This is a genomic window from Vibrio sp. SCSIO 43153 (assembly GCF_023716625.1).
Lineage (GTDB): Bacteria > Pseudomonadota > Gammaproteobacteria > Enterobacterales > Vibrionaceae > Vibrio > Vibrio rotiferianus.
Map to the genome: position 1 here is coordinate 2,513,896 of NZ_CP071855.1, position 21,119 is coordinate 2,535,014.

At 45.3% G+C, this 21,119-nt stretch carries 20 protein-coding genes; 4 read left to right on the forward strand and 16 right to left on the reverse strand.

What is annotated here, in order from left to right; translation table 11 throughout:
* The 14 genes from lpxB to rpsB form a co-directional block, all read right to left on the reverse strand.
* Positions 1-1,140 carry a lipid-A-disaccharide synthase gene (gene lpxB / locus J4N37_RS12055; protein ID WP_010449730.1) on the reverse strand — a complete coding sequence of 380 codons (1,140 nt, stop codon included), beginning with the start codon at positions 1,138-1,140 and terminating at the stop codon, positions 1-3.
* 151 nt (positions 1,141-1,291) lie between these two features.
* Positions 1,292-2,080, reverse strand: coding sequence for an acyl-ACP--UDP-N-acetylglucosamine O-acyltransferase (gene lpxA, locus J4N37_RS12060; protein ID WP_010449732.1), 789 nt, complete (start codon positions 2,078-2,080; stop codon positions 1,292-1,294).
* Between the two features lies 1 nt (position 2,081).
* Positions 2,082-2,534, reverse strand: a complete 453-nt coding sequence (gene fabZ / locus J4N37_RS12065; RefSeq protein ID WP_005430234.1) for a 3-hydroxyacyl-ACP dehydratase FabZ — start codon at positions 2,532-2,534, stop codon at positions 2,082-2,084.
* Between the two features lie 151 nt (positions 2,535-2,685).
* Positions 2,686-3,717 carry a UDP-3-O-(3-hydroxymyristoyl)glucosamine N-acyltransferase gene (gene lpxD / locus J4N37_RS12070; RefSeq protein ID WP_045394156.1) on the reverse strand — a complete coding sequence of 344 codons (1,032 nt, stop codon included), beginning with the start codon at positions 3,715-3,717 and terminating at the stop codon, positions 2,686-2,688.
* Positions 3,718-3,723: 6 nt separating this feature from the next.
* Positions 3,724-4,233: an OmpH family outer membrane protein gene (locus tag J4N37_RS12075; protein WP_010449736.1), complete on the reverse strand. Its 510-nt coding sequence runs from the start codon at positions 4,231-4,233 to the stop codon at positions 3,724-3,726.
* Positions 4,234-4,249: 16 nt separating this feature from the next.
* A complete protein-coding gene (gene bamA, locus J4N37_RS12080) occupies positions 4,250-6,664 on the reverse strand; it encodes an outer membrane protein assembly factor BamA (RefSeq protein WP_045394154.1) in 2,415 nt (804 codons plus the stop codon).
* A gap of 45 nt (positions 6,665-6,709) precedes the next feature.
* Complete coding sequence (rseP, locus tag J4N37_RS12085; RefSeq protein ID WP_252041026.1) at positions 6,710-8,068, reverse strand: sigma E protease regulator RseP; 1,359 nt, start codon at positions 8,066-8,068, stop codon at positions 6,710-6,712.
* Positions 8,068-9,273: a 1-deoxy-D-xylulose-5-phosphate reductoisomerase gene (ispC, locus tag J4N37_RS12090; protein WP_252041028.1), complete on the reverse strand. Its 1,206-nt coding sequence runs from the start codon at positions 9,271-9,273 to the stop codon at positions 8,068-8,070. Before ispC ends, rseP begins: the two co-directional genes overlap by 1 nt.
* Positions 9,274-9,324: 51 nt before the next feature.
* Positions 9,325-10,167 (reverse strand): phosphatidate cytidylyltransferase, encoded by an 843-nt coding sequence (locus J4N37_RS12095; protein ID WP_045394147.1) that lies wholly within the window; start codon positions 10,165-10,167, stop codon positions 9,325-9,327.
* A gap of 12 nt (positions 10,168-10,179) precedes the next feature.
* Complete coding sequence (uppS, locus tag J4N37_RS12100; protein WP_010449746.1) at positions 10,180-10,935, reverse strand: undecaprenyl pyrophosphate synthase; 756 nt, start codon at positions 10,933-10,935, stop codon at positions 10,180-10,182.
* A gap of 96 nt (positions 10,936-11,031) precedes the next feature.
* Positions 11,032-11,589 carry a ribosome recycling factor gene (frr, locus tag J4N37_RS12105; protein WP_010449748.1) on the reverse strand — a complete coding sequence of 186 codons (558 nt, stop codon included), beginning with the start codon at positions 11,587-11,589 and terminating at the stop codon, positions 11,032-11,034.
* A 97-nt stretch (positions 11,590-11,686) separates the two neighbouring features.
* Complete coding sequence (gene pyrH / locus J4N37_RS12110) at positions 11,687-12,418, reverse strand: UMP kinase (RefSeq protein ID WP_010449750.1); 732 nt, start codon at positions 12,416-12,418, stop codon at positions 11,687-11,689.
* Positions 12,419-12,570: 152 nt separating this feature from the next.
* On the reverse strand, positions 12,571-13,416 hold the full coding sequence (gene tsf / locus J4N37_RS12115; protein WP_045394144.1) for a translation elongation factor Ts: 846 nt from the start codon (positions 13,414-13,416) through the stop codon (positions 12,571-12,573).
* Between the two features lie 131 nt (positions 13,417-13,547).
* Positions 13,548-14,276, reverse strand: a complete 729-nt coding sequence (gene rpsB / locus J4N37_RS12120; protein ID WP_005529366.1) for a 30S ribosomal protein S2 — start codon at positions 14,274-14,276, stop codon at positions 13,548-13,550.
* A gap of 397 nt (positions 14,277-14,673) precedes the next feature.
* Here rpsB and map point away from each other — a divergent pair, with 397 nt between their 5' ends.
* From map to J4N37_RS12135, 3 genes are all read left to right on the forward strand, one after another.
* On the forward strand, positions 14,674-15,552 hold the full coding sequence (gene map / locus J4N37_RS12125; RefSeq protein ID WP_005436764.1) for a type I methionyl aminopeptidase: 879 nt from the start codon (positions 14,674-14,676) through the stop codon (positions 15,550-15,552).
* Positions 15,553-15,652: 100 nt separating this feature from the next.
* On the forward strand, positions 15,653-18,277 hold the full coding sequence (gene glnD / locus J4N37_RS12130; RefSeq protein ID WP_252041030.1) for a bifunctional uridylyltransferase/uridylyl-removing protein GlnD: 2,625 nt from the start codon (positions 15,653-15,655) through the stop codon (positions 18,275-18,277).
* 152 nt (positions 18,278-18,429) lie between these two features.
* Entirely contained in the window at positions 18,430-18,813 is a 384-nt protein-coding gene (locus J4N37_RS12135) for a DUF3461 family protein (protein WP_010449760.1), read from the forward strand.
* 98 nt (positions 18,814-18,911) lie between these two features.
* Here J4N37_RS12135 and truC read toward each other — a convergent pair whose 3' ends face one another.
* Positions 18,912-19,679: a tRNA pseudouridine(65) synthase TruC gene (gene truC, locus J4N37_RS12140; protein ID WP_045394140.1), complete on the reverse strand. Its 768-nt coding sequence runs from the start codon at positions 19,677-19,679 to the stop codon at positions 18,912-18,914.
* Positions 19,680-19,684: 5 nt separating this feature from the next.
* Positions 19,685-19,999 (reverse strand): YqcC family protein, encoded by a 315-nt coding sequence (locus tag J4N37_RS12145; protein ID WP_029561026.1) that lies wholly within the window; start codon positions 19,997-19,999, stop codon positions 19,685-19,687.
* 76 nt (positions 20,000-20,075) lie between these two features.
* Between J4N37_RS12145 and J4N37_RS12150 the strand changes: the two genes are divergently transcribed.
* A complete protein-coding gene (locus J4N37_RS12150; RefSeq protein WP_045394137.1) occupies positions 20,076-21,113 on the forward strand; it encodes a DUF3549 family protein in 1,038 nt (345 codons plus the stop codon).
* The last annotated feature ends 6 nt before the right edge of the window (positions 21,114-21,119 follow it).

Genomic DNA, 21,119 nt, shown 5'->3' on the forward strand with positions numbered 1-21,119 from the left:
CTATTTTTCAATCAGTTTTAGAACCGCGCTTGCGGCTTGTTGATCCGCATCTTTGCGAATCCAATGGTGCATTTCAGTAAACTTATCCAACATTTCTCGGTTGTCGCTCTCTAGTAAGCGAGATACTTCGTCGAATAAATTGTCTGGCGTGCAATCATCTTGCAGATATTCTTTAACCAGCTCGGTATCAGCCAGAATGTTTGGCAGCGAAACATATTTCGTTTTCAGCAGACGCTTAGCAAGGAAAGCCGTCACCGCGTTTACACGGTAACCGACCACCATTGGGCGTTTGAGCAACATACACTCTAACGCCACGGTACCAGACGCCAACATCACGGCATCTGAAGCGGTAATCACGTTACGCGCTGTGTCATCCACCAGTTTGAACTCCAACTCTGGTGCATGCTCTTTCCACGCTTGCTCGAATTGTTCGCGACGTTTCTGGTTTACTAGCGCAACGGCAAAACCAAGATCTGGGAATTTCTGGTGTAACTTCTTACACGTTTCGATAAATGGCTGAGAGAGCATTTTCAACTCGCTGCCACGACTACCCGGAAGTACCGCTAGCCATTGCTTATCTTGCTCTAAACCGAGTAGCTCACGTGCAGGTGCTTTGTCTGATTGCAGCGGAATGGAATCAGCCAATGTATGACCAATGAATTCACAAGGCACGTTGAACTTATCGTAAAACGCTTTTTCAAACGGTAGGAATGCCAATACTAGGTTAGTCGCTGCTTCAATTTTGAAGATGCGCTTTTGACGCCATGCCCAAACCGACGGGCTTACGTAATGCACAGTTTTGATGCCAGCATTTTTCAGGTCTAGCTCAACACGTAAGTTGAAATCTGGCGCATCGATACCAACAAAGACATCTGGCGGGTTATCAGTGAAATACTTCACTAGCTCAGCTTTGACTTTCAGCAGTCTTGGCAAGCGGCCTAGCACTTCAACCAAGCCCATTACAGCCAGCTCTTCCATGTCGAACAGAGACTCGCAGCCTTGAGCGATCATTTTAGGGCCACCAATCCCAACAAACTCTGCATCTGGGTATTGCTGTTTTACCGCCTTGATAAAGCCTTCACCTAGCGTGTCGCCAGACAGTTCTCCGGCAATGATGCCGATACGTAATGGTCTTTCCATATCTACTTCGCTATTTTCCTGTGCGCTATGGGTAACGATTTACACTATGTAGCCTTACAAACCGCAGCGTACAAACCGTTATCCATAAAACACAAAAAGACCGCAGCCCAACTTGGGCGCGATCTTTTCAATTTAACCGCTCATTCGTTAATTAACGAATAATGCCACGTTCCGTTGTTTCCAAAATATCTGAGAAACGTTTCACTGCAGGCCACTCTTGTGCCATTTCAGCTAGGATTGGTTTCACTTCTTCCAGAGTCTTACCTGAACGGTAGATTTCTTTGTACGCTTTTTGCAGCGCACGAATTTCTGGTTTTTCGAAACCATTACGCTTCAAGCCAACCAAGTTCAAACCAAATGGTGTTGCGTGGTTACCTTGAGCCAATACGTAAGCTGGTACATCTTGAACAACCGCAGAACAGCCACCAATGTAAGCGTACGCGCCCACGGTACAGAATGGGTGAATAGCAGAAAGCGCCATTACACCAGCATGGTCTTCTACGGTTACGTGGCCACCAAGAATCGCATTGTTACCAATGTGAGTGTGGTTACCTACGACAACATCGTGTGCGATGTGCGCGTTAACACAAAGCAGGTTATCGTCACCGATCACTGTCGTTGCTTTATCTTGAACCGTACCACGGTGAACCTGAACCGCTTCACGAATCACGTTACGGTCACCGATAACCACTGTTGTATCTTCGCCGCCGTACTTCTTGTCTTGGTTTTCTTCACCAATCACAGCATGTGGGAAAATGCGGTTATCTTTACCAATTTTGGTGTGGCCTTTGATCACTACGTGAGACATCACTTCTGTGCCTTCACCAATCTCCACCGTAGAGGTGATGTAAGTGAAAGGACCAACGATCACGTTAGCGCCAATTTTCGCGCCTTCTTCTACCACCGCAGCTGGGTGGATTTTAGCGGTTTCATGAATCATATTAAAACTCTCGACGAGCACACTTCAGCTCTGCTGAACATACCACTTCGCCGTCAACTTTTGCTACACCACTAAATGCAGCAATACCACGGCGCTCTTTTAGAAATTCTACTTCAATAATCATTTGGTCGCCTGGCACTACAGGTTTACGGAACTTAGCGCCGTCAACACTTGCGAAGTAGTACAGTTCGTTTTCCGTTGGTGCACCAAATGATTTAAATGCAAGTAAGCCAGTTGCCTGAGCCATCGCCTCTAAGATTAGTACGCCTGGGAATACTGGCAGCTGTGGAAAGTGACCTGTGAACTGAGGTTCATTAACCGACACATTTTTAATCGCGTGAAGGTACTTCTCTTCTTGGAAGTCAATCACTCGGTCGATCAATAAGAATGGGTAGCGATGAGGTAGTAGCTCTTGAATTTCAGAGATGTTCATCGTTTTCTTTTCAGTAGTCAAAGTCGTCTTCCTATATCAATTCTCAACAACCAAGATGGCAACACCCCTTACTCTGGGGACGGTAAACCCACTTGGTGATAAATCTACTTATAGCGCGTCATTATAGAAGAAAAAGACCCGCATTTCGCGAGTCTTTGTTCAGAAAGTGGAACTAAGATTCTTCTTTCGGTTTAAGTTGCTTTTCAACGGCTTTCAATCGTTTGTTCATCTCATCAATACGGTGAACTCGAGTTGCCGTCTTACGCCACTCTCGGTTGGTTTGCAATGGAATGCCTGACGAGTATAGGCCTTTCTCTTCGATACTGCGCATAACCATGCCCATACCAGTAATAGCAACCCCATCCGTAATCTCGATGTGGCCATTGATAACCGACGCGCCGCCGATTTGGCAGTATTTACCAATTTTTGTACTGCCTGCCACAATAGTACCACCGGGCATCACCGTACCATATCCGATCTGCACGTTGTGAGCGATTTGAAGTTGGTTATCAAGAATTACATTGTCTTCGATGATCGTATCTTCAAGAGCACCACGGTCGATAGTGGTACATGCACCGATCTCAACACGATTGCCGATACGTACAGAGCCAAGTTGAGGAATTTTAATCCACTCACCTTTGTCATTCGCGTAACCGAAGCCGTCTGAGCCGATGACGGTGCCAGATTGCACTAGGCAGTCATCGCCCAGCGACACTTCATGATAGATAGTAACATTAGCCCAAAGCTTGGTGTTGTTACCTAGCTTTGCGTTTTTACCGATAAAGCAACCTGCGCCAATACTTACGTTGTCGCCTAACTCTACACCCGTTTCAATCACTGCTTTTGCACCGATTGTTACGTTAGTACCCATCTTCACGTCTGCTGCGATGACAGCACTTGGCGCAATCTCATCTGCTGGCTTTGGCGTTGTATCCATAGCTTGAACTACACGAGCAAAAGCGATGTAAGGATCGGCAACCACAAGAGAGTTTCCAATGCATTGGTCCTTATGATCGGCTTTCACCATTACAACTGTCGCTTTACACTCAGAGAGGTGCTTTGCGTATTTAGGGTTAGACAAGAAGGTAACATCACCTTCTTGTGCTTTGTCCATGGGAGCTACACGGTTTACAACGAGAGACTCGTCACCAAATAGCTCCCCCCCGGTAATTGTCGCCAACTCGGCTAATGTTAATGTCTTCATAACTTCTTATTTTAGAGCTTTAATTACGTCTTCAGAGATGTTGTATTCTGGCTTACCGTACTGCAGTGAAGTAGTGTCAATAACAAGATCGTAACCTTTCGCCTTAGCAACTTTTTCTACTGCATCTTGGATAGATTTGAATAGCTTTGCTTTCTCTTCAGCTTCACGGCGCGCGCCAGCTTTCTCTAGTGCTTGAGCTTTTACTTTGTATTCACTGTCTAGCTTAGCAATATCAATACGTAGCTTCTCAATTTCTTCTTGACCTAAAAGTTCACCGTCACGCTGCAGCTTCTCAATCTTTGTCTTAGCTTGCGCTTGAATTGACTTAAGCTCGTCAGCTTTGCTTTTGAAGTCTTTCTGCATTTTTTGTAGAACCACTTCACGCTGAGGAAGAGCCTGAAACACTTGCGCTGTATTGATGTAGGCAATCTTTTGCGCTGCTTCTGCAGCGTTTGCAAACATTGATGAGCTCAGTACAAGAAGGCCTAAACCAGCCGCTTTGATCATTTTATTCAAAATATTTTCCTCAAATTTAGAAGGTTCTGCCGATAGTGAATGTGAAGACTTCTTCGTCATCGCCATCGAATTTTTTAATTGGTTTCGCTAGTGAAAATACCAGTGGTCCCATTGGAGACATCCATTGTAACGCCGCACCATATGATGAACGGTAGTTAGTAGGATCAGAGTAATCGTAATAGTAACGGTCACCAAACTCGGCACCAGAGTCTCGATAATCGAACTCTGTATCCCAAACACTTGCCATATCGAAGAAGATACTGGTACGAATCTGGTTACGAACTTCATCAGATGCAAATGGGGTCGGAACAATAAGCTCCAAACTTGCTAATGCTACTGCGTTACCACCTACTGAGTCATCAGTCGCAGTATCTACACCGTTGTTAGAACCAGAGTAATCACGGTAAACAGCTTTTGGACCAACCGAGTTAGAGCCGAAGCCACGTAGAGTTGTGAAACCACCCGCGTAATAGTTCTCGTAGAATGGGAACAAGTTGTCGTTACCATTCGTCTGACCATAACCGTTACCGTAACCTAGACGGCCGCGGAACAAGAGTGTGAACTCATGCTTTTTAGTCAATGGTACATACTGACGCACGTCATATTGCATCTTAAAGTACTGAACATCAGAACCTGGTACCGTCATCTTATAGAATGCACGTTGGTGATTCCCCGCTGTAGGGAAGTAGCCACGGTTCAAATTGTTTCGTGTCCAAGAAATATTGATATCGAAGTCATTGGTATTCAATGCACCGTTCGCATCAATATTTTCTGATTGAGCTTGTAGGAACTGTTCAACCTGTAGGTAAGGAGAAAGGTTACCGATCTTGTTGTGCGTGTAACCGACACCAAATTCGAAGCGGTTTAGTTCATCAAATGGGAAACCCCAAGTCAGGTTAGCGCCGTAACTTTCATTGGTGTAGTCAACGATACCTGCTTCAGATGCTTCAAACTCATCATAGAAAATTTTACCGCCAAGACTCACACCATCGAGATTCCAATAAGGGTCTCGATAATCTAAGCTGATATTTTTTTGGTAGTCATTCATCATCGCATTGATACCAACGCGGTTACCACTACCAATAAAGTTATCTTGCTGTAGACCAACTTGGAAGCTTACACCTGATTCTGTACCGTAGCCGACACCAAAGTTCACACTACCAGAGTTGGCTTCTTTAACCGAGTAAACAAGATCTACTTGGTCATCGCTGCCAGGAACACGTACCGTTTGAACTTCTACGTTTTCGAAGTAACCAAGACGGTTAAGACGCGTTTTACCCGTTTCAATCGATTTCGAGTTTAGCCAGCTGCCTTCCATCTGACGCATCTCGCGACGCAAAACTTCATCCTTAGTGGAGTTGTTGCCCGTAAAACGAATATCACGAACGTAAATGCGGCTACCTGGCTCAACATTTACAACCAATGACACTTCTTTGTTCTCGTCGTCGAACTCAGGAATTGTACTTACCTGCGGATAAGCATAGCCAGACTCACCGAGCACACGTTTGATGCCTTCCTCTAGTGAGGTCACTTTAGAGCCGTTGTAGGTCTCGTTGGCTTCGAACGGCACCATTTTCTCGAATCGAGCGTCTTCACCAATCAAATCGCCGCGGAATTTTACATCTTTAACGGTGTAAACCTCTCCTTCCTCTAGGCCAAGAGTGATATACACCCCCTTCTTATCTGGGGAAATTGCGACTTGCGTCGAGTCTACATCAAACTTCAAATAACCACGGTCTAGGTAATAGGATTTCAGAGCTTCAATATCACCAGCAAGCACTTGCTTTTGATACTTTTCATCAGCGAGGAAGTTCCACCACGGCACATCAACGTTTAAGTTAAAACGAGAGCGTAGTTCATCATCAGTAAAGACTTCGTTACCAATAAAGTTGATTTGCTGAATCTTCGCCGATACACCTTCGGTGAAGACGAATTTCAAATCAGAACGATTACGAGGCAATGGAGTAACAACCGCTTTTACCGTAGCGTTGTACTTACCAACGCTATAGTAAAAATCTTCTAAGCCTTTTTCGATATTACGTAAAGTGGTTCGGTCTAGAGCTTCACCTTCACGGATACCTGATGCATTCAGGTTTTCCTGTAACTGCTCATCTTTGATCGCTTTGTTACCAGAAAACGCAATGCTAGCAATAGTCGGTCTTTCTTTAACCTGGACTACAAGTACATCTTGATCCTTAAGTACTTTTACATCCTCAAAGTTACCCGAAGCGTAAAGAGCACGAATGATGTCCGCAACATCTTGTGAATCGACCGTGTCTCCTACTCGAACAGGCATTTTCAACAACGCAGCACCAAGTGCCACACGTTGTAATCCTTCAATCTGGATGTCTTGAACTACAAAGTTTTCTGCCCCATTTGCCGAGACACTGGTTGCCAGTAAACTCGCAAATAGAATTCGCTTAATCGCCATATTTGTTCTAATTATTCCTTGCTACTGCTAGATGTCTCTGAAGAATCACAGACGAGTAAAATCATTAAATAGTGCCAGTGCCATTAACGAGAAGATAATCGCACCACCAATTTTATATCCCATTTCCTGCACTTTCTCAGGAACTGGGCGTCGGATGACCGCTTCAATTGCAAAAAAGAGCAGGTGACCACCATCCAACATTGGTAAAGGAACGAGGTTAATAATACCTAGGTTAACACTGATCAGTGCTAGAAAACCTAAAAAGTAAACCAGACCGTAGTCTGCTGTCGCCCCTGCCCCTTTGGCTATCGAGATTGGTCCACTTAAATTATTCAGACCAACATCACCTACAATCAGTTTCTTAAGCATACTGATTGTAAGTCCAATAACTTGACCTGTTTTGTCAATCGCTTTGCCAATAGACTCGAATACACCAAACTGTAATTCGAAGCGATAACTTTCTGGCCATTCTGCGACTTTAGGTGCGATACCCGCAAAGCCAACTAATTGTTTGTTAGCTAGCTCACGACTACCCGGAGTCAAAGTGAATGATTGCTCTTCACCTTGACGTAACACTGTCAGTTCCATTGGTGTTCCTGGGTGAGAACGAATGGCTTCGACCACTTCTTCCCATTTAGAAATCTTATTACCATTAATCGAGATGATTTTATCGTCGGCTTGCAGACCTGCTTTTTCAGCCGCCCCACCTTCGCTTACTTGTGCTAACTCCGTGAAAATCTCTGGCGTATATGGTTTAAAGCCAAGTGATTGCATCGTAGATTGCGTTTCTGGGTCAAAGTTCCAATCACGAATATCAAGTGTTCTCGTGACCTCTGAACCAACTTCGTTTGCTGAAGACAACGTCATCGTCACAGAATCATCACCAATATGGGAAATTAACCCCATGTTGACTGATTCCCAGTCCGGAGTTTTGATACCTGAGATGGATTTTAGTTCCATTCCAGATTCAATTCCTGCTTGAGCAACGATTGAATTGGGTGTTACTTCACCGATTACAGGCTTTACTGCTGGTACACCAATAAGGAAAACTAACCAATAGGCTACAATAGCAAATAGAAAGTTAAAGATAGGGCCGGCGGCAACGATAGATGTGCGTTTCCACAAAGGCTTTTGATCGAACGCCAGGTGTTTTTCATGTTCTGGGATATCATCAATACGGCTGTCCACCATCTTGACGTAGCCACCCAGAGGAATCATAGAGATGCTATACTCTGTTCCGTCTTTGCCTACCTTACCCCAGATAGACTTACCAAAACCGATAGAAAACTTTTCAACTTTTACACCGCAACGACGCGCAACCCAAAAGTGACCAAACTCGTGCACGGCAACCAAGATGCCCAATGCAACGATAAAAGAAACCAAATTCCACAAGATACCAGTCATTAGCTACGCTCGCGTAAAAATTCTAAGGCGATAGTTCGTGACATTCTATCTAGCTCTATCAAGCTTTCCAAGTTATTCACATTCTCAGTTGTATGGCTTGCGGTGATTTTGTTCAAAACTGACTCATTGATGCGAGCGATATCAGTAAAACCAAGGCCATTATTCAAGAACGCATCCACAGCAACTTCATTCGCAGCATTTAATGCTGTTGTAGCATGCTGACCTTCATAGCATGCATCAATCGCTAACTTAAGACATGGGTAGCGAGCAAAGTCAGGTTGAAGGAATGTCAACTCACCCACTTGAGTAAAGTCGAGCGGTTTCACTCCGGCATCCACTCTTGATGGGTAAGACATCGTCAATGCAATCGGGGTTGCCATATCTGGCTCCCCCATCTGCGCCAATACTGAACCATCACGATATTGCACCATAGAGTGAATCACCGACTGAGGGTGAATGATCACTTTCAACTGTTCGCGAGCCGCATTGAATAGCCATTTTGCTTCAATGTACTCAAGACCCTTGTTCATCATGGTCGCAGAATCAACCGAGATTTTTGGTCCCATTGACCAGTTCGGGTGAGCAATGGCTTGCGCTGGAGTCACTTTCTCTAGCTCTACGATATCGGTGTAACGAAATGGGCCACCAGAACCAGTGAGAAGAATAGAAGAAATACCATGCTCTTCTAAGTTACAACGACCTAGGTTAGTTTGAACTTGTTGTGGGAGGCACTGGAAGATCGCGTTGTGTTCACTATCAACAGGGAGAAGCTGAGCACCATGCTCGGCAACCGCATCGATAAACAGCTGACCAGACATTACTAGCGCTTCTTTATTGGCTAGCAGTACACGTTTACCCGATTTTACCGCTGCCATGGTTGGTAACAGACCTGCCGCACCAACGATAGCAGCCATTACGCTGTCCACTTCTTCTAAGGCAGACACATGACAAAGCGCATCGACACCACCTAACACCTCAGTATTTGGTGAGATAGAAGCCAGCTCTGATTGCAGAGCCAATGCCGCCGCTTTATCCGCCATCACAGCGTATTTTGGTTGCCATTTACGGCAAAGCACGACCATCTTTTCAACGTTAGTGCTTGCCGCTAATGCGACGATAGAAAACAGCTCAGGGTTCTGTTCAACCACTTTAAGTGTGCTTGCACCGATTGAGCCTGTTGCACCAAGAATCGTTAACTTTTGCATGATGTAAGACCGTTAGAAAAACTCAGGAGCGACGAAGCCGCTCCCGATAAATTAGAATACGTAGTAAAGAAGAGCAAATACTGGGAAGGCAGCAGTTAGGCTGTCGATACGGTCAAGAATGCCGCCGTGCCCTGGAATGATATTACTGCTGTCTTTGATACCTGAAACACGTTTGAACATACTTTCGACTAGGTCACCAAGCACAGAGATCACAACCGTAATCAGCGTAATGATCACCATATGAAGTGGGCTAGTAAATTGGATATCAAACCAACCTGCAAATAACCATCCAACAATCAATGCTGCGATGATACCGCCAATCAAACCTTCGATTGTTTTGTTTGGGCTCACATGAGGTGCCATTTTGCGTTTACCCATGCTTTTACCAGCGAAGTAAGCGCCGCTGTCTGCAGCCCATACCAAGAAGCAAACGTACAGCACAAGTTTTGCGCCGTGGTATGGATCTACTGAAATATCAGAAGCTCTAAGAATGATCACACTCCAAAGAAAAGGGATCAGAGTTAGAAAACCAAACACATGACGAAGGGCTTTACTGCCTTGCCATAAGTTGGTGGTTTTAGGATAAGTGATTGCCATGCCACTTGCGATAATCCACCATGCAAAACCAAGCGCTAATAAGGCGTAGTGTGGTGCTGCAAGTTGATTTAAGCTTGTTACATCTGGCGAAATGAATAGAAAACTTAGTCCGGTTACAACGGCTGCCGGAACAAGCGCAGCAATACGTGAATTGCTTTCTGTAAACTGTGTCCACTCCCAAAAGCCTAACAGCGTTACCGCAGTCAAAGCGATCATGAAGCCAATTAGGGGTAATTTAAAAATACCTAAAATAACTAGGGGAGCTAAAATTAGTGCTGTTATTATTCTCTGTTTCAAACTAACTAGTCCTTATTGAGCAGCCATTAATGCCTTTATTTGCTCGCCAGTACAGCCAAATCGACGTTCACGGTTAATAAACCAAGTTACCGCCTCAACCAAACTGTCTTCGTCAAACTCTGGCCAATACTCTTGCGTGAAATACATTTCCGCGTATGCTAGTTGCCACAACATGAAGTTGCTGATACGACACTCTCCACTCGTGCGAATAAGCAAGTCAACTTCTGGTAGGTCTGCCATCGTCAAGTGTTGAGTAAACATTTGCTCGGTTATCGCATCTACACTAATTTCCCCATTGAGAACTTTCGAAGCCAGTACTCTCGCCGCCTCGGTAATATCCCACTTACCGCCATAATTAGCAGCAATGTTAATTACCATGCCAGTGTTGTTAGCTGTCAAAGCTTCAGCCTCAATAATTTTACTTTGCAAGCGCTCACTAAAACGGCTGGTATCACCAATAACACGCAAACGTAAGTTGTTTTTATGCAGTTTTTTCACTTCGCTTGATAGTACCGAAATGAACAACTCCATCAAAAGGCCAACCTCTTCTTCTGGTCGTCGCCAGTTTTCACTGCTAAAAGCAAACAAAGTAACGGCTTGAATGCCAAGCTTTAAAGCTGCTGCTATAGTTTTTCGAACGGCACTAACGCCTTTTTTATGACCAAATACGCGAGGTTTTCCTTGGGACTTAGCCCAACGGCCATTACCGTCCATAATGATGGCAATATGCTTTGGGAGGGAATCAGAGAAGGCTTGGGAATTTTGCATAGGGAGTTAATTGAGTTCCATCAGTTGGACAGACTAACACAAAAAAACGCTGCACTGTGAGCACAGCGTTTTCCAACAGTGATGTAGTTGGGAGTATTAAACTTCCATCAACTCTTTTTCTTTCGCGGCAAGAACATCATCGATCTTCTTAACTGCTACGTCAGTCAGTTTTTGAATCTCGTCTTGTGCTTTGCGATCTTCGTCTTCAGAGATTTCTTTATCTTTTAGAAGACCTTTTAGGTCGCTGTTTGCATCACGACGGATGTTACGTACTGCAACACGTGCGCCTTCTGCTTCACCACGAACGATCTTAACTAGGTCTTTACGACGCTCTTCCGTTAGCGGTGGAAGTGGAACGCGAATGATTGTACCAGCAGACATTGGGTTTAGACCAAGGTCAGACATCATGATCGCTTTTTCAACTTTCTGAGTTAGCTCTTTGTCGAAAACTGTGATTGCTAGAGTACGAGCGTCTTCAGCAACAACGTTAGCTACTTGGTTAAGAGGCGTAGCAGCACCGTAGTATTCTACAGAAATACCCGATAGTAGGCTTGGGTGCGCGCGGCCAGTACGAACTTTAGAAAGGTTGTTCTTTAGCGCTTCAACGCTTTTGTCCATGCGCTCTTGCGCGTCTTTATTGATTTCGTTAATCACGGTTTCACCTTAAAAATGTCATCTTTCCTGAAGAAAGCCTAAAGGGCTTGAGCAAAGTGAAACACCATCCAATATTCTAGTTGGATGGTGTTGAGATTTACGCGTCAGCGCAGATCAGAGTACCTTCAGCTTCGCCCATAACCACGCGACGTAGTGCGCCTGGCTTGTTCATGTTGAATACGCGGATTGGCATTTTGTGGTCACGAGCAAGTGTGAACGCAGCCAAGTCCATTACTTTCAATTCTTTATCCAGAATTTCAGCGTAAGATAGCTTATCATACAGCTCTGCGTCTGGGTTTGCTACTGGGTCAGCAGTAAATACACCATCAACTTTTGTCGCTTTTAGAACTACGTCAGCTTCGATTTCGATACCACGTAGACAAGCTGCTGAATCCGTCGTAAAGAATGGGTTACCTGTACCTGCAGAGAAGATCACGACACGGCCTTGGCGAAGTTCGCGGATAGCGTCTGCCCAGTTGTAATCGTCACACACACCTTTTAGCGGAATTGCAGACATTACGCGAGCGTTTACATAAGCACGGTGAAGTGCATCACGCATTGCTAGACCGTTCATTACTGTTGCAAGCATACCCATGTGGTCGCCTACTACGCGGTTCATACCCGCTTCTGCAAGACCTGCACCACGGAACAAGTTACCACCGCCGATTACCACACCAACTTGAACACCCAGTTCAACCAGCTCTTTAACTTCTTGAGCCATACGGTCAAGAACCGCTGGATCAATACCAAAACCTTCTTCACCTTGAAGAGCTTCACCACTTAGTTTTAATAGAATACGTTGATATGCTGGTTTAGGGTTCGTAGTCATGGAGTTTACCTTCCAAAGAGAGTTGTCGATTAACAGTCATGAATAGACACAAGGTCACTTATAGCTATTCATCACGGCTAATTTTGCCCGCTCTTTTCGTAAAAAGACCGCAGCCTAGGCTACGGTCTAATATTTACACAAGTCGCTAAGGATTAACCTTTTTGAGCTAGTGCTACTTCTTCAGCGAAGCTCATTTCAGCTGCTTTCTCGATACCTTCACCTACTTCTAGGCGAACGAATGTAGCAACAGAAGCACCTTTCTCTTTTAGCATTTCGCCAACAGATTTCTTAGGTTCCATGATGAAAGCTTGACCAGTTAGAGAGATTTCGCCAGTGAATTTCTTCATGCGGCCGATAACCATCTTCTCAGCGATCTCTTGTGGCTTGCCTTCGTTCATAGCGATTTCAACTTGAACTTCTTTCTCTTTAGCAACTACGTCAGCTGGTACGTCTTCTGGGTTAACGAACTCAGGCTTAGAAGCAGCAACGTGCATTGCAACGTGCTTAAGAGTTTCTGCGTCGCCTTCACCAGCAACAACAACACCGATTTTCTCGCCGTGACGGTAAGAAGCGATTGCAGTACCTTCAACGTAAGCAACGCGACGGATGTTGATGTTTTCGCCGATTTTAGCAACTAGAGCTACACGCTCTTCTTCGAACTTAGCAACTAGCTCTTCAACAGAAGCTTTAGAAGCTAGAGCGTCAAGTGCTACTTTTTCTGCGAATGCAGTGAAGTTACCATCTTTAGCAACGAAGTCAGTTTGGCAGTTAACTTCTAGAAGAACAGCAACGCCGTTTTCTTCTTTGATGATGATTGCGCCTTCAGCAGCAACGTTACCAGCTTTTTTAGCTGCTTTCGCTGCGCCTGACTTACGCATGTTTTCAATTGCTAGTTCGATGTCAGCGTTTGCTTCTACAAGCGCTTTTTTACATTCCATCATGCCAGCGCCAGTGCGCTCGCGAAGTTCTTTAACTAGAGCAGCAGTTACAGTTGCCATTCTCTATTCCTCGTTTGATTCGAAATAAGGTAAAAAACAGGGGCCTACATTGTCGGCCCCCATTGCTAACTATAACTCAGTCTATGCTACAACAAGGTTTCACATAGACTAAGTGTGACACAGAGCCGTTATTATTCAGCTTCTACGAAACCGTCTTTTTCAGCAACTGCTGCAACGTCTTTGTTGCGACCTTCAGATACTGCAGATGCTGCAGCGTTTAGGTATAGTTGAACTGCGCGGATCGCGTCGTCGTTACCTGGGATGATGTAGTCAACGCCGTCTGGGTTAGAGTTAGTATCTACCACAGCGTATACTGGAATACCTAGGTTGTTAGCTTCTTTAATTGCAATGTGCTCGTGATCAGCGTCGATTACGAATAGAGCGTCTGGTAGGCCGCCCATATCTTTGATACCACCAAGAGATTTCTCTAGCTTCTCCATTTCACGAGTACGCATTAGAGCTTCTTTCTTAGTTAGTTTTTCGAAAGTACCGTCTTGTGCTTGTGCTTCGAAATCTTTTAGACGCTTGATTGACTGACGAACTGTTTTGTAGTTCGTTAGCATGCCGCCCAACCAACGGTTGTTAACGTAGTATTGGTTGCTTGCGATTGCAGCTTCTTTAACAGCTTCAGATGCAGCGCGCTTAGTACCTACGAATAGAACTTTACCTTTCTTCTCGCCAACTTTAGCTAGTTCAGCTAGAGCTTCGTTGAACATTGGTACAGTTTTTTCTAGGTTGATGATGTGAACGCGGTTACGAGCACCAAAGATGAATGGCTTCATTTTTGGGTTCCAGTAACGAGTTTGGTGACCGAAGTGAACACCAGCTTTCAGCATATCGCGCATTGATACAGTTGCCATTTTAAAATCCTCTATGGGGTTAGGCCTCCACATCCCCCATAATTCCGACCAAGCTTCTGCTCAGCACCCCGGAACATGTGACGGAATGTGTGTGATTTAAAGATAAAAGTTTAATCGGAAGAAGCCTGCTTCGCTGCTATTCTAAAGAAAAGCAAAGAGAACAGTCCTCGATTCCGGCGCGCTTTATACCATATTTTAGCCTAAGATGGCTAGTAAAAATTGTTTCTTACAATTCTAATTTACCTATCACACTTACCCCTACTCCCTCTTAAATTCCATGACTAGACTACAAGTAAGAATGACTCATATTCTTAACTGGCTTGGGTTAACCGCTAGATGTCTGATAGAATGCGCGCATTCGCACGTTAGCGTGCTTACGAATAAGTAGAGAAAGCCAATGTCAATCAAGATTAAAACTGCTGAAGAAATCGAACGCATGCGTATTGCGGGCAAGCTAGCCGCAGACACTCTAGAAATGATCGAACCGCACATCAAAGCCGGTGTGACGACAGAAGAGTTAAACAAAATCTGTCACGATTACGCTCTAGAAAGAGGCGCTTACTCTGCACCGCTTGATTACCATGGATTCCCTAAATCGATCTGTACGTCAATCAACCACATCGTTTGTCACGGTATCCCAGCAACTGAAGACGAGAAAGGTGCAAACGGCCAAATGAAGCCAGCTGTACTTAAAGATGGCGACATCATCAACGTTGATATTACGGTTATCGTTCCTAACGATGAAAACGCAGATCTAAGTGTTCGTCCACAAGGCTACCACGGTGATACGTCTAAGATGTTCCTAGTGGGTGATGTTTCACCTGCAAATAAACGTCTGTGTATGGTGGCTCAAGAGTCACTGTACATCGGCATGCGTCAAGTAAAACCAGGTGCAACAGTGGGTGACATCGGTACCGCTATCGAGAAGTACATCAAAGAAAACAATAAGAACAACCCACGTAACAAGTTCTCTATTGTTAAAGACTTCTGTGGTCACGGTATCGGTGATGAGTTCCACGAAGAGCCACAAGTGGTTCACTACAAGAACAAAGACCGTCGTGTACTAAAAGAAGGTATGTGCTTTACTATCGAACCAATGATCAACGCAGGTAAGTTTGGTTGTACTGTTGACGCTCAAGACGATTGGACGGTTTACACTGGCGACGGCAAAAACTCTGCACAGTGGGAACACACTATTGTGGTAACCAAAGAAGGTTGTGAAGTACTAACACTTCGCAGCGACGATACCATTCCACGAATGATGAAAAACGTATAATCGCATATCACTTTCCATATCCCCGCCCATGCGGGGATATTTTTTATCTGCAGCAAATTTGTTAGATTGCTAATAGTTTTAGCTTGCACGGATAGCAAATATGACCCTTCAGTCTCCTCTTACGTTTACCGATGAACAGATCAACATCGGCGAACTTAAGCAAGAACTCGAAAAATTCAGTTCATACCAAAAAGAAGAATTTCTTCAACATCACCCAGTGACGAACCTCGTTTTGTCACGTGCTGAGTACATGGATTTACTCCTCAATCGTTTATGGCAACACTTTGGATTCAAAGACATCCATAATATTTCATTAGTTGCCGTAGGTGGTTACGGGCGTGGTGAGTTACATCCGCTGTCTGATATCGACATTTTGATTCTGTCGAATAACAAACTGCCAAACGCGCTAGAAGCCAAAATCAGTGAGTTCATTACCCTATTGTGGGATTTACGCCTCGAAGTGGGCCACGCTGTGCGTACTGTGGATGAATGTGCAGAAATCGGCCGAGCAGATTTAACCGTTGCGACAAACCTACAAGAAGCGCGTTTGTTGTGTGGCAGTGAAGATACTTTCCAAGCGTTGAAGAAAGTGGTGCTATCCGACTCTTTCTGGCCGAGCGAAACCTTCTACCGCGCTAAGATTCAAGAGCAGCGTGAACGCCACGCACGCTATCATGACACCACCTACAACCTTGAACCTGACATCAAATCCACGCCGGGTGGCTTACGTGATATTCACACTTTAAGCTGGGTGGCACGACGTCACTTTGGTGCAACCTCGTTGCTGGAAATGAGTCGTTACGGTTTTCTGACCGATGCGGAATACCGCGAATTGGTTGAGTGTCAGGATTTCCTATGGCGTGTTCGCTTTGCGTTGCATATTGAGCTGCGTCGTTACGACAACCGCCTAACCTTTGCTCACCAAGCACAAGTCGCTGAACACCTTGGCTACGTTGGAGAGGGTAACCGCGGCGTCGAGATGATGATGAAGGAGTTCTACCGTACCCTTCGTCGTGTGGCAGAGTTGAATAAGATGCTACTCAAGCTGTTCGATCAAGCCATCATTAATGGCGGCGCTTCTGAAGACGCAGAAATCATAGATGAAGATTTCCAACGCCGCGGCGCACTCATCGAGGCACGTAAACCAGCGCTCTTCCAAGCGCGGCCTGAAACCATCTTAGATATGTTCTTGCACATCGCTAACGATTCGAGCATTGAAGGGGTAAGCCCTCCAACTCTGCGCCAGTTACGCACCGCTCGTCGCCGCTTGAACAAGTTCTTGCACACCATGCCAGAAGCACGCGAGAAATTTATGGCACTGTGTCGCCACCCGAATGCACTACACAAGGCGTTCAGCCTTATGCATAAGCTGGGCGTTTTGGCGGCCTACCTTCCGCAATGGAGCCAAATTGTAGGACAGATGCAGTTTGACCTCTTCCATGTGTACACCGTAGATGAACACAGCATAAGACTACTCAAACACATCAACACTTTCAGCTATGCCGAGAACCACAGCAAACATCCAATTTGCTGCGAAGTTTATCCTCGAATCCAGAAAAAAGAACTACTGATTCTGGCGGCGATTTTCCACGACATAGGTAAAGGTCGCGGCGGTGACCATTCGGTGATCGGAGAAGGTGAGGCATACGATTTCTGTATCGAGCACGGTTTATCTAAACCAGAAGCGAAGTTGGTGAGTTGGTTGGTAAGACATCACCTGTTGATGTCTGTGACGGCACAACGTCGTGATATTTACGATCCAGACGTGATTACCGAGTTCGCCAAGCAAGTTCGTGATGAAGAATACCTTGAGTATCTTGTCTGTCTAACCGTTGCTGATATCTGTGCGACCAACCCAGAGCTTTGGAACAGTTGGAAGCGCACCCTGCTTGCTGAATTATTCTATTCCACCCAACGTGCGCTTCGTCGTGGCTTGGAGAACCCTGTTGACGTGCGCGAACGTATTCGTCACAACCAACAAATGGCGTCGGCTCTGCTGCGTAAAGAAGGCTTCTCTGCTCGGGAAATTGAAGTGCTGTGGCAGCGCTTTAAAGCCGATTACTTTTTGCGTCACACCCATAAGCAAATCGCGTGGCACTGCGAGAACCTACTGCGCATGGAAGACACGAGCAAACCACTGGTTCTGATCAGCAAAAAAGCCACGCGTGGTGGTACCGAAGTGTTCGTCTATAGCCCAGACCAACCTGCGTTGTTTGCTACCGTGGTTGCTGAACTCGACCGTCGCAACTTCAACGTACACGACGCGCAGATCATGACAAGCAAAGATGGCTATGTGCTTGATACCTTTATGGTGCTAGATCAACACGGTAAAGCGATTGAAGAAGGTCGTCACAGCGCAGTCACCAAACACATTACTCACGTACTAGAAGACGGCCGCCCGACAAAGATCAAAACGCGTCGAACACCAAATAAACTGCAGCACTTTAATGTAAAAACCAAAGTCGACTTCTTACCGACCAAGAGTAAGAAACGCACTTTGATGGAGTTTGTCGCTCTCGATACGCCGGGACTGTTGGCAAAAGTTGGACGTACCTTCGCAGACTTGGGCATTAACCTCCATGCAGCAAAAATCACCACCATAGGTGAGCGTGCAGAAGACTTGTTTATCCTAACCAGTGAAGCAGGCGGCAGGCTAAGTGAAGAGCAGCAAACAGAACTGCGTGAGAAACTGATAGAGAAACTGTCTGGCCCTGTCTCGGTCTAAGTCAAAACGTACTCTTCATCAACAACTAATGTGGGTAAGGACGATAGCGATCTTGCCCACAAGTTAGGCAATTTGACTAAATATCAGCTATCTAGCTCATAAATTGGCTGCTACAGTTGTATTGACTCCAATTCAATACTCAGAGGTAGCCTATGTATCCACACCTCACTGGTTTGGGCATCCACGATCCAAAACAGATTGAACGTTATTCCCTGCGCCAAGAAGCACATAAAGACGTCCTAAAGATCTACTTCCATAAGCAGAAAGGCGAATTTTTCGCTAAGAGTGTAAAGTTCAAATACCCTCGCCAAGTCAAAAACGTACTGGTAGATAGCGGCAGTCACAAATACAAAGAAGTCACCGAGATCAACCGCAATCTAACACTGGTTATCGATGAACTGAATAAGATCACCAAACCAGCGAAAACGACTGAAGTGGATGTGAAGGAAAAAATTCTCTCTGATCTTCGTCATCTGGAAAAAGTAGTTTCTAGCAAGATCGCTGAAATCGAAGCGGATCTGGAAAAGCTCAAGTAACCCACTTCATTCCTCAATGATTAAAAAAGGGGTTGGTATGTGTACCAACCCCTTTAACATTTACTTCAATAGAACTGAAAGCCTATCAATCGAATCACTTATTTTACCAGTGATTCATCCCACTCAAATCGAGCGAATAGCTGCTGCCAAGTCTCATCGATTTTGGCTTTCATCACGATTTCCTCATCCGTAAATGGATGTACAAAACGTAGCTCTGATGCATGCAGCAATAAACGATGAGAATCAAATTCAGTGCGATACAACTTGTTGTGCTTACCGTCACCATGTGTCGTATCACCAACAATAGGATGGCGTAAGTGAGCCATATGACGACGCAGCTGGTGCTTACGGCCTGTCTTCGGCTTCATCTCCATCAAACAGTAACGCGTAGTCGGAAACTTACCTGTGGAATATGGCACTTCTACTTTTGCTAACGGTTTGTACCCCGTTACGGCCTCTTGGGCTTCTTTCTCTTGTGAAGCGAACTTATCGGCGATTTTATCCAGCTCAACTTTTAAGGCGTAGTCAAGCACACCTTCTTCTTCGATCCAGCCGCGAACGATAGCGTGATAGGTTTTCTCCATCTTATGTTCAGCAAACATTGGCATCACTTGAGACGCCACTTCACTGGATAAAGCAAACACAAGCACACCAGAAGTAGGACGATCCAAACGATGCAATGGGAAAACATGCTGACCAATTTGGTCGCGAAGCGTTTGCATCACAAATTGGGTCTCATACTTATCCAACCAACTGCGATGGACCAGCATACCCGCAGGTTTGTTCACCGCGACAAAGTACTCGTCCTGATAGACGATCTCTAATACAACAGGATCAGCGGATGGTAATGTTTCTTGTTCTGACATTGAGGTTACTTACATAGTTCGTCGATGGTTCGAATAGTCTCAAGCAATTCGCCATAATGCGACTCTTGCTTCCACACTTCTGCAAAATACGGCTCAATAGAAAAGCCACGTGGCAAAGGTTGATTACTTTCCACTAACGCACGCATACGTGCAATAAAAATCCACTGTAGCCACTCATGGGGATGCAGCGTATCAATCGCAAAAGGTTCCGTGCTCTGTAGCGCTTCAGCCGAGGGCATGGTTTGTTGCCATAGCTCATGATGCTGCAATTGCGCTTCAAGTTGTTGAAGTAAGTCGACCAATTGGATGTTTGTTGCCATTAATTCCGTCTCGAACCTTGAATTAGCCGAGAATGATACCATTTCTTGTGAAAAGAACATTAGGATGTCGTATTTAATGGAAAACATTCAAACCCTCACTCAGCTGTTAAACAACAGTCAATGTGAGTATCAAATCTTCGACCTTGGTCGTCGTATCAAGACCATCGAGCCACAAGTCTTTGCTGATGTGGAAAAAGGTCAATGCCCTTACCCATTCCCAATGCAACGCAAAGCACACTTGGCTATTGCATACTGGAATGAGCAAAAGCAGCCTTGGATTTGGTTCTTGAAGTTCGAGTTGGATGAACGTGGCCTGCTCAAGCAAGCGGATATTGGTAACTTCATTAAATACGTCGTAGAAGCCATGGGCACTCGTTTAAGCGAGGAGATGTCGGAAGAGCAGCAACAAAAGCTTTCCAACAACCCATACACTTTCAAACCTGCGGAAGAAAAGATGGCTGTCTTCCACAGCCAAGTTCGCGCTAACTTGGACTTACCCACCAGCCAGTATTACGAGCACACCCAGCACTACTTTAGCGGTGGTTTAGGGTGGGAAAACTGGCAAACGGTTGGTCTGCAAGGCATCACCGATATGGCTGCACGCCTAGGTAAAGAGCAAAATGCCGTCACCTTACGTAAAGCCCTAAATCATTTACCTAATGAACCGCTTTACGCTCTACTTGGCGCATTAGAACATGTTGACCTGCAAGAGCGTTTGGCAGAGCGCATTGCTGAGAAAGCGCTACAAGAAATCGAAAGTAACGAGCCCGATCTGTTCTTGCTTTCCGCTTTGATTCGTGCCCTAGCTGGCGCACCAATCGAGGTGTCACAGCCAATCTTAAAAGCGATTTTGCAAAGCCCGCGATTGAGTCACCAAGAAGTGTTGATCGGTATTGCTGGCCGCACGTGGCACTTACTAGGTGATGCTGACATCGCTGAGCAATTTTTGCTGCGACTTGCACAAACTGGGAACCAGGCTCTATTTAATCAATTGTTTGCTGACCTAGTGATGCTACCAGAACTAAGGTTGGTTCTTTTGCCTCTGCTGCACTCTAGCCCATCAGAAGAGCTAGCGACTGCATTGGTAAAGCTGCAGCAAGCAACAAAGGGATAATAAAGG

Coding starts and splice junctions, on each gene's coding strand:
- lpxD (WP_045394156.1), bottom strand. CDS start 3,717: ATGAAGACATTAACATTAGCCGAGTTGGCGACAATTACCGGGGGGGAG.
- J4N37_RS12135 (WP_010449760.1), top strand. CDS start 18,430: ATGTATCCACACCTCACTGGTTTGGGCATCCACGATCCAAAACAGATT.
- rseP (WP_252041026.1), bottom strand. CDS start 8,068: ATGACTGGTATCTTGTGGAATTTGGTTTCTTTTATCGTTGCATTGGGC.
- pyrH (WP_010449750.1), bottom strand. CDS start 12,418: ATGACTACGAACCCTAAACCAGCATATCAACGTATTCTATTAAAACTA.
- J4N37_RS12150 (WP_045394137.1), top strand. CDS start 20,076: ATGGAAAACATTCAAACCCTCACTCAGCTGTTAAACAACAGTCAATGT.
- rpsB (WP_005529366.1), bottom strand. CDS start 14,276: ATGGCAACTGTATCAATGCGCGATATGCTGAAAGCTGGTGTTCACTTC.
- lpxA (WP_010449732.1), bottom strand. CDS start 2,080: ATGATTCATGAAACCGCTAAAATCCACCCAGCTGCGGTGGTAGAAGAA.
- map (WP_005436764.1), top strand. CDS start 14,674: ATGTCAATCAAGATTAAAACTGCTGAAGAAATCGAACGCATGCGTATT.
- ispC (WP_252041028.1), bottom strand. CDS start 9,273: ATGCAAAAGTTAACGATTCTTGGTGCAACAGGCTCAATCGGTGCAAGC.
- tsf (WP_045394144.1), bottom strand. CDS start 13,416: ATGGCAACTGTAACTGCTGCTCTAGTTAAAGAACTTCGCGAGCGCACT.
- bamA (WP_045394154.1), bottom strand. CDS start 6,664: ATGGCGATTAAGCGAATTCTATTTGCGAGTTTACTGGCAACCAGTGTC.
- glnD (WP_252041030.1), top strand. CDS start 15,653: ATGACCCTTCAGTCTCCTCTTACGTTTACCGATGAACAGATCAACATC.
- truC (WP_045394140.1), bottom strand. CDS start 19,679: ATGTCAGAACAAGAAACATTACCATCCGCTGATCCTGTTGTATTAGAG.
- lpxB (WP_010449730.1), bottom strand. CDS start 1,140: ATGGAAAGACCATTACGTATCGGCATCATTGCCGGAGAACTGTCTGGC.
- J4N37_RS12145 (WP_029561026.1), bottom strand. CDS start 19,999: ATGGCAACAAACATCCAATTGGTCGACTTACTTCAACAACTTGAAGCG.
- uppS (WP_010449746.1), bottom strand. CDS start 10,935: ATGCAAAATTCCCAAGCCTTCTCTGATTCCCTCCCAAAGCATATTGCC.